8 protein-coding genes are annotated in these 7,747 nt (G+C 68.1%); 1 reads left to right on the top strand and 7 read right to left on the bottom strand.

Annotated elements, in window-relative coordinates; genetic code table 11:
• Positions 1-205 precede the first annotated feature (205 nt).
• Positions 206-1,162 (bottom strand): PhoH family protein, encoded by a 957-nt coding sequence (locus DBV14_RS13540; RefSeq protein WP_185546010.1) that lies wholly within the window; start codon positions 1,160-1,162, stop codon positions 206-208.
• Positions 1,163-1,182: 20 nt separating this feature from the next.
• On the opposite strand from DBV14_RS13540, the gene ruvA reads away from it, so the two are divergent.
• Entirely contained in the window at positions 1,183-1,755 is a 573-nt protein-coding gene (ruvA, locus tag DBV14_RS13535; protein ID WP_124459689.1) for a Holliday junction branch migration protein RuvA, read from the top strand.
• 61 nt (positions 1,756-1,816) lie between these two features.
• Here the strand turns inward: ruvA and DBV14_RS13530 are convergent, their stop codons facing one another.
• From DBV14_RS13530 to DBV14_RS13505, 6 genes are all read right to left on the bottom strand, one after another.
• Positions 1,817-2,371, bottom strand: a complete 555-nt coding sequence (locus DBV14_RS13530; RefSeq protein WP_124459722.1) for a YdeI family protein — start codon at positions 2,369-2,371, stop codon at positions 1,817-1,819.
• Between the two features lie 71 nt (positions 2,372-2,442).
• Complete coding sequence (locus tag DBV14_RS13525; RefSeq protein ID WP_124459688.1) at positions 2,443-3,399, bottom strand: phosphatidate cytidylyltransferase; 957 nt, start codon at positions 3,397-3,399, stop codon at positions 2,443-2,445.
• On the bottom strand, positions 3,396-4,061 hold the full coding sequence (locus DBV14_RS13520) for a 1-acyl-sn-glycerol-3-phosphate acyltransferase (protein ID WP_124459721.1): 666 nt from the start codon (positions 4,059-4,061) through the stop codon (positions 3,396-3,398). Before DBV14_RS13520 ends, DBV14_RS13525 begins: the two co-directional genes overlap by 4 nt.
• 83 nt (positions 4,062-4,144) lie before the next feature.
• Positions 4,145-4,594, bottom strand: coding sequence for a hypothetical protein (locus DBV14_RS13515; protein WP_124459687.1), 450 nt, complete (start codon positions 4,592-4,594; stop codon positions 4,145-4,147).
• On the bottom strand, positions 4,584-5,945 hold the full coding sequence (locus tag DBV14_RS13510) for a phosphatase PAP2/dual specificity phosphatase family protein (RefSeq protein WP_124459686.1): 1,362 nt from the start codon (positions 5,943-5,945) through the stop codon (positions 4,584-4,586). The genes DBV14_RS13515 and DBV14_RS13510 overlap by 11 nt, the downstream gene beginning before the upstream one ends.
• Entirely contained in the window at positions 5,942-7,711 is a 1,770-nt protein-coding gene (locus tag DBV14_RS13505) for a bifunctional alpha/beta hydrolase/class I SAM-dependent methyltransferase (protein WP_124459685.1), read from the bottom strand. Before DBV14_RS13505 ends, DBV14_RS13510 begins: the two co-directional genes overlap by 4 nt.
• Between the last annotated feature and the right edge of the window lie 36 nt (positions 7,712-7,747).

Below are 7,747 nucleotides of genomic sequence, written 5' to 3'. Positions count from 1 at the left end.
GCCATTCGCACGAGGGCGCCGTCGTGGTGCTGGCCGATCAACGACTGCTGCGTACAACGCTCACGCTGGCGGTGTGCTCTGCGCAGCGAAATAAAGGAGGAGCGAAGCGGGGGACATTCGCGGAGCAGAGCACACCGTCGGCGTGAGCGCTGCCCTGAACGACATACGCCAAACACGACACGACGAACAAGAAAGCACGCGCGCATCAGTGAGCCCCGGCACGCTTGCGCTGGCCGTCGTAAGCGTCCACGATCTTCGCCACCAGCGGATGCCGCACCACGTCCGCACTCGTGAAATGCGTGATCGCGATACCGCTCACCCGCTTCAGCACCCGCTCCGCGTCGATCAGCCCGCTCAACTGCTGCTTGGGCAAATCGATCTGGCTCACGTCGCCCGTCACCACCGCGCGCGCGCCGAAACCGATGCGCGTCAGGAACATCTTCATCTGCTCCGGTGTCGTGTTCTGCGCCTCGTCCAGGATCACGAATGCGTTGTTCAGCGTACGGCCGCGCATGAACGCCAGCGGCGCGATTTCCAGTGCGTTGCGCTCGAACGCCTTCTGTACCTTCTCGTAGCCCATCAGGTCGTACAGCGCGTCGTACAGCGGGCGCAGGTACGGGTCCACCTTCTGCGTCAGGTCGCCGGGCAGGAAACCCAGCCGCTCGCCCGCTTCCACCGCCGGGCGCGTCAGCACGATGCGCTGCACCGCCGCGCGCTCCAGCGCATCCACCGCGCAGGCCACCGCCAGGTACGTCTTGCCCGTGCCGGCCGGGCCGATGCCGAACGTGATGTCGTGCTTGGCGATGTTTTCCAGGTACAGCGCCTGCGTCGGCGTGCGCGCGCGCAGGTCGGGGCGGCGCGTGACCAGCATGGCCGCATCGTCGTCGCCGTCGATCATCGAGCCGTCGCCCGCCAGCGTCAGCTGCACCACGGCCGGGTCGATGGTGCGCTGGGCAATTTCGTACAGCGCCTGCAGCACGTCCATTGCGCGCTGCGCGGCGGCTTTCGGGCCGTCGACCTTGAACTGCTCGTGGCGGTGCGCGATCTTCACGCCCAGGGCTTCCTCGATGCGGCGCAGGTGCGCATCCAGGGGGCCGCACAGGTGGCCGAGGCGCGAATTGTTCAGTGGGGTAAAGGTGTGTCGCAGAATCACGCCGGACATTTCAAGGAAAAAGGGCACCCATGATAGGCAAACTCACCGGCACGCTGGCCGAACGCAACCCGCCACAGGTCGTGGTGGACTGCAACGGAGTCGGTTACGAGGTCGATGTGCCGATGAGCACGTTCTACAACCTGCCGAACGTCGGCGCGAAGGTGTCGCTGCTCACGCACTTCGTCGTGCGTGAAGACGCGCAGATTCTCTACGGCTTCGGCACCGCCGAGGAGCGAGCGGCTTTTCGCCAGCTGATCAAGATCACCGGCGTGGGCCCGCGCACAGCGCTTGGCCTGCTCTCGGGCATGAGCGTGGGCGAGCTGGCGCAGGCCATCACGCTGCAGGAACTCGGCCGGCTGGTGAAGATCCCGGGCATCGGCAAGAAGACCGCCGAGCGCCTTCTGCTCGAACTCAAGGGCAAGCTGGGCGCCGACATGGACCTGCCGTCGCACGCGGCCTCCGACGCGCAGGCCGACATCCTGCAGGCGCTGATCGCGCTGGGCTACAGCGACAAGGAAGCCGCGCTCGCGCTCAAGGCGCTGCCGAAGGACGCGACGGTGAGCGACGGCATCAAGATGGCGCTGAAGGCGCTGGCCAAGTAGGGTTGCGCGGACACCGGGCGGCCGCTTGCTCGAGCGTCTGCCAGAACCCGCTCGTGCGGCTTCAGGGGTGGATCTTCTCGCCCTTGGCGAGCATCTCGACGAACTGCGCGATGCGCCTGGCGCGCGTCTCGGGTTTCTTTGCGCCCTGTGTCCGGAACAGGATCGCGAAGCGGTTGCGCGCATCCAGCTTGGCGAAGAACGCGGCGGCCTTCTTGTTGGCATCCAGCGCGGCCTGCAGGTCGGGCGGCACCTTCGCCACGCTGGCCGCTTCGTAGGCTGCGTCCCATCGCCCATCGGCTTTCGCGCGCTCCACCTCGGCCAACCCGGCCGGCTGCATGCGGCCTTCGTCGATGAGCTTCAGCACCTTGGCGCGGTTGATCTGCGACCACGTGCTGCGCTGCGTGCGCGGCGTGAAGCGCTGCAGGAAGTACTGCGTGTCTTCGCTCTTGCGCTGCCCGTCGATCCAGCCGTAGCACAGCGCGATCTCGAGCGCCTCCGGGTGGTCGACGGAGGCGATGCCGCTCGCCTTCTTCGCGATGCGCAGCCACACGCCGGCATGGGTGGCGTGGTGGCGCTTGTACCAGCGCACAAGGGCGGCGGCGTTGGCGCATGCCATCGGCGTGTCGTCCACGGTGCGCTCCGTCTTGAGCGACGCGGTCTTCGCGGTTTTCTTGACGGCCGCAGTGCTCACGGCACCCACCAGTAGCGCAGTGCGTGGAAGTAGATCGGCGCGGCGAAGATCACCGAGTCGAGCCGGTCGAGCATGCCGCCGTGGCCTTCGATCATCGAGCCCCAGTCTTTCACGCCGCGGTCGCGCTTGATGGCCGACATGACGAGCCCGCCGAAGAAGCCCATGAGGCAGATCGTGAGCGCCATCAGCGCGGCCTGCCACGGGTTGAACGGCGTGGCCCAGTAGAGCGCGGCACCCATCGCGGTGGCGCTCGCCACGCCGCCGATCAGCCCTTCCCAGGTCTTGGAAGGCGACAACTCGGGCGCCACCTTGCGCTTGCCGAACAGCTTGCCCCACACGTACTGCAGCACGTCGCTGCCCTGCACCACGATCACCAGGAAGGCGATCAGCAGCAGGTTGCGGCCCTCGAAGCCCGGAATCTGCAGCGTGAGCAGCGCGGGCACGTGGCTGATGCAGAACACGCACACCATCAGGCCCCACTGGATCTTGGTGGTGCGCTCCAGGAAGCGCTGCGTGTCGCCGCCCAGCGCCGCAAGAATGGGCAGCAGCAGGAAGGCGTAGACCGGGATGTAGATCGAGTACAGCCCGTACCAGTCGATCCAGATCAGGAAGTACTGGCCCGGCAGCGCCACGAAGAAAGCCAGCGCGATGGCGCCGTGGTCGCCGCGCCGCGTGTAGGCCAGGCTGATGAACTCGCGCAGCGCATAGAACGAGATCAGGTAGAACAGCACGATCACGCCGCCCTTGCCGAACGCGAAGGCCAGGCCGATGACCGCCACCATCACCCACCACGCATTCACGCGCGAGTTGAGGTTGTCGATGACCGAATGCGGCTGGCCGTGCGCGACGCGCCACTTGAGCATCGCGCCGATGGCCGAAGCCAGCACCAGCACGCCGAAGACGCCGCCGAAGAGCTTGAAGGTGGTCCAGGCGAAAGGAGACATCTCGATCATGATGCGGCGCCCTCGGCCTTGTCGTTGCGGTCGTATTCGGGGCGAAGGTCGAGCATGGCGTTTCGCGCGCGGGCAATGAAGGTGTTCTTGTCTTCGCTTTCTTCCAGCCTGATCGGCGCGCCGAAGCGCACCGTGCAGGCCAGCGGAATCGGCACCAGCGTGCCCTTGGGCAGCACGCGCTTGAGGTTCTCGATCCACACCGGCACCAGCCGCACGTTGGGGCAGGCGCGCGCCAGGTGAAACAGGCCGCTTTTCAGCGGCAGCAGGATGTCGTCGCCCGTGTTGCGCGTGCCCTCGGGGAACATGATGAGCGAGTCGCCGCCTTCCAGCGCTTCCTTCATCTGGTCGACCGGGTTGCCGCCCTGGCCCGAGCCGTCGCGCCGGATCATCAGCGCATTGAACACGTCCTTGCCGATGAAGTTGCGCAGCTTCGAGGCCTCCCAGTAGTCCTGCCCCGCCACGGGCCGCGTGAGCGCGCGCAGGTCGGGCGGCAACGTTGCCCACAGCAGCACGAAGTCGCCGTGGCTGGTGTGGTTGGCAAAGTACAGCGTTTGCTCGGCCTTGGGCGTGGTGCCCGACCAGATCGCGCGCACGCCGGTCAGCAGGCCGGCCACGCCGATGATCAGCTTGCCCGCGACGATGGCCAGCCCGCGCCGCAGCACCGTGCTTTCCTGCGGGGTGGCCGGTGCCGGCACGGGTGCTGGCGCCGGTGCGCTGTCGTTTTTCTTGTTGTTGTCTTCTTCGTTCAAGAGAGGTCCTGTGTCATCAAGGCAAGGAGAAACATGGCGCTCTGGCAGGCGACCACGATGGCATGGCGCTGCATGAGCTGCCGGGTGCCCTGCACGCGGTCGTCGAGCGGCCGGGTGGCGTGTTGCGATGGTGGCGCGTCGCGCAGGCCGAGCGCGGCAAGCGCCTTGTCCAGTGCTTCCAGCGAGGCGACGGTGTTGCGCGCCAGGCCGTCGAACAGCGCCTGGTCGAAGCGCAGCCGGAACGCGAAGTAGCGCTCCAGCGCGCCCAGGATCACCACCGCGCCGAAGCCCATGGTGGCGGTGGTCGAGAGCGAGCGCAGCGTCAGCGCGAGCACCAGCGCCGAGATGCAGGTGAGCGCGAAGCCCCACAGGGCCAGCACGGTTACCGCGCGCAGCAGGCTGGCCAGCGCGGCGCAGGTGGTTCGTTCGTTGTTGTCATCGGTCATGGCGCGGTACCTCCGGTAAAGGTTGCAGCGGCTCCAATGACATCCGCCAGGCATCCCGCAGCACGATCTGCGGCCGTGCGCGGCGCACCGTGTCCTCGGCCTGGGCGATGCCACCGGCCTGGCCGTAGCGGCCCAGCCAGGCGACCACCGCCGCGGCGCTGCGCGAGAAGCCGAGCGCGCAGCACACCCACACTGTGGCACCGTCGGCGTTCCGGCGCTGGCCTTCGATGACGGCCGCCGCACGCTGCAGCCGTACCGTCGGCGGCACCGTCAGGTCGAGCAGCGGCACGCAGCGCGCAAGCGGCGCCGCGCCGGCCGGAACCTGCAGCTCGGCGCACAGGCTGACGAGGCGGGGCTTGCCGGCCGCGAGCCATTCGGCGTGCGTCGGCCGGCGGCCCAGGCGCACGCCCGGCACCACCTCGACCGAGGCCGGCAGCTTGCGCGTCCAGAGCCAGGCGTTGATGGCGGCGCCCAGCCGGTAGGGCGCGAACATCCAGCGCGCGGCCCAGCCCATGCGCCCGCGTCCGTTCATCTGGAAGCCGCGTGCACCGAAGCCGATGTAGTTGAGCGCCACGAAGGCCAGCGACGCGGCCGGCCACGCCAGCCACAGCCATGCGCCGCCGCCACGCAGCGCGGCGGCCAGGAACAGCGCCGCGCCCACGGCATAGAAGCCCGCGAGCTTCCAGCGTTGCCTGTCCCGGGCAAAGCGCGTGACCCGCCAGGCGCGCCGCATCGACACCACGCGCTCCAGCGGCCACAGCCACACGCACACCAGCCCGAGCAGCGCGCCGGTCGGTATGTCGATGAAGTGGTGCTGCCAGGTCGTGAGCACCGACGCGCAGATCGCGAAGGCCCACACGTGCAGCACCAGCCGCGCCCACAGCGGCCGGATGAATTGCCTGTACCAGTCCCACAGGATCACGGCGAGCGCGATGTGCAGCGACGGCGCCTGGTTGAATGGCTGGTCGAAGCCGCGCAGCGCGTTGAACAGAAAAGCCGGTGCGCCATCGACCGGCGGCTGGCCGAAGCTGAAGTGCAGCGGCCACACGATGAAGCAGGTGCAGGCGATGAGCGTCGCGGTGACCAGCCGCAGCGCATGCCGGTCGAGCGTGTGCTTGCTGCGCGCCAGGAACAGCGACAGCGCGTAGAACACGTTGATCGTCCAGTACGGAAAGATCGTCCACGGCCAGAACGGTATCTGCCGCTCCCAGTCGAAGGCCATCGACGGCACGTTCGCGCGGGTGGTGGCCCACCAGTTGGCGAAGCCGTAGGTCGCGTAGAACAGCGGCCCTAAAAACACGAGCCATGCGGCGGCGCGCTTCCAGGGGCGTTGCCCGAACCAGGCTTTCATCGCCCGGTGCGCACCGCCAACGAAACCGTGAAGATGCCCCACTCGTCCACGCGTTGGTCGATCTTGCGGAAGCCCGCTTCTTCGACCAGCTGGTCCATCTCGACCTGCGTGCGGCGGCGCATCACCCAGGCCTCGCCCTGGCGGTGGCTGGTGAGCGCGCGGGCGATCATCTCGAGCTGCGGATGCCACGGCTGGCCGGTGTAGACGAGGTAGCCGCGGTCTTCCACCGCGTCGCCCACGCCCGCGAGCGAGCGCTTGACCATCTCGTTGTCGGGGAACAGCTCGTACAGGCCCGACACCACGGCCAGCGTGGGCCGCGGCGTCACGCTCGCCAGGCTGATGCGGTCGAAGGCATCGGCCTGCACGAACTGCGCAACGTCTTCCAGGCCCTTCTCGGCGATGAGCGCGCGGCCGTCGCGCACGTTGATGTCGCTGTAGTCGCGCAGCAGGATCGACGCCGCCTTGACGGGGCTCGCCAGCACCGCGTCGAGCACGTAGCGGCCATGGCCGGCGGCGATGTCCATCACGCGCACTTCGCGGTGCATTTCGGCCAGCCGCTCCATGGCGATGCGCAGCAGCTCCTCGACGTGGATCTTGCGCTGGCGGATGCCGCGCCAGCCGATGGAGTTCAGGTAGGTGTTGTCGATCGACCGGCCCAGCGCGCCCTTGCCCTCGGGGTGGTTGCGGTAGACGTAGTCGAGCGTGCTGCCCGAGTCGAAACCGGTGGCGTGGCCCAGCGCGATGCCGCTGGACAACGCGCCGCCCACGCGCAGGCCGCCGCGCGTCATGGCCCAGTAGGCGCCGCGGGGCGACAGCGGCGACAGCGGTTCGGCCAGCGCGCGCGATTCGTCGGCTGTGTCGCCGGCGAGGTGCGCCTCGCGGCGGTCGACCGGCACGGCCGGCTCGTCGAAGCGCTGCAGGATGAATTCGCGGATCTGCGCCACCGCGGGCGCCCGGTCTTTTTCGCCCAGCGTGTCGTGGAAGAAGCCCGGCAGTTCGGTCTTGGTCTTCACGGCGCTGCCCAGCCGCTCGAAGAACTGGTGCTGCGGCTTGTGATGCACCACCCAGTCGGCGCCGGAGATGAGCAGTTGCACCGGCAGCGTGATCGCGTTGGCGTCGGCCACCACGCGGTCTGCTGCTTCGTACAGGCCCAGCAGGATGTTGACCGCGATGGGCCGCGAGATGAGCGGATCGCTCTCGTAGCTGGCAATGCGCTGCGGATCGTGCGTGAGGAACTTCGCCTTCACGTAGCTGTTGACGAAGAACAGGCCGCGCAGCTTGTGCATCAGCCCCAGCCCGGCGCGCGCGAACGGCACGTAGAGCTTCACCTTGAAGGCCGGCGAGGCCAGCGTGAGCCCGCGCACCTTGGGCGCGTAATCGTGCGCCCAGGTGGCGATGAGCACCGCGCCCACGCTCTGCGCCACCACGTGGATGTCTTGCTCGGGCACGCCGTGCGCGCTGCCGATGTGGTGCACGAAGGTCTGCACGTCGCGCACCGAAGTGCCGAAGCTCGGACTGTAGCCGCGCTGGCCCGGCGAGCGGCCGTGGCCGCGCGCGTCCCAGGCGAAGAAGTCGAAGTCGGGCAGGTTCAGCTCGTCGACCAGGTGCGCCATGCGCGCGCCGTGCTCGTGGCCGCGGTGGAACAGCACAATGGCGCCGCGCCGCGCGGCGCCCGTGGCCGGCCAGTGGCGATAGAAAAGCGATTCGCCGTCGTGCGTCTGGAAGTGACGCTCTTCGGCAATGCGTGGGGTGATGTTTTCTGTCATTGAATCCCTGTGAATCTTGTCTTGGTATGTATGTGT

The organism is Variovorax sp. KBW07 (genome assembly GCF_003852515.1).
Classification (GTDB): Bacteria; Pseudomonadota; Gammaproteobacteria; order Burkholderiales; family Burkholderiaceae_C; genus Variovorax.
The sequence above is the reverse complement of the archived record's forward strand: the minus strand, read 5'-3'. Positions and strand labels throughout refer to the sequence as shown.

Excerpts from the sequence above, each read along its gene's own strand:
- DBV14_RS13515 (WP_124459687.1), bottom strand. The coding sequence starts at position 4,594 with ATGACCGATGACAACAACGAACGAACCACCTGCGCCGCGCTGGCCAGC.
- DBV14_RS13525 (WP_124459688.1), bottom strand. The coding sequence starts at position 3,399 with ATGATCGAGATGTCTCCTTTCGCCTGGACCACCTTCAAGCTCTTCGGC.
- DBV14_RS13540 (WP_185546010.1), bottom strand. The coding sequence starts at position 1,162 with ATGTCCGGCGTGATTCTGCGACACACCTTTACCCCACTGAACAATTCG.
- DBV14_RS13510 (WP_124459686.1), bottom strand. The coding sequence starts at position 5,945 with ATGAAAGCCTGGTTCGGGCAACGCCCCTGGAAGCGCGCCGCCGCATGG.
- DBV14_RS13505 (WP_124459685.1), bottom strand. The coding sequence starts at position 7,711 with ATGACAGAAAACATCACCCCACGCATTGCCGAAGAGCGTCACTTCCAG.
- DBV14_RS13530 (WP_124459722.1), bottom strand. The coding sequence starts at position 2,371 with ATGGCATGCGCCAACGCCGCCGCCCTTGTGCGCTGGTACAAGCGCCAC.
- ruvA (WP_124459689.1), top strand. The coding sequence starts at position 1,183 with ATGATAGGCAAACTCACCGGCACGCTGGCCGAACGCAACCCGCCACAG.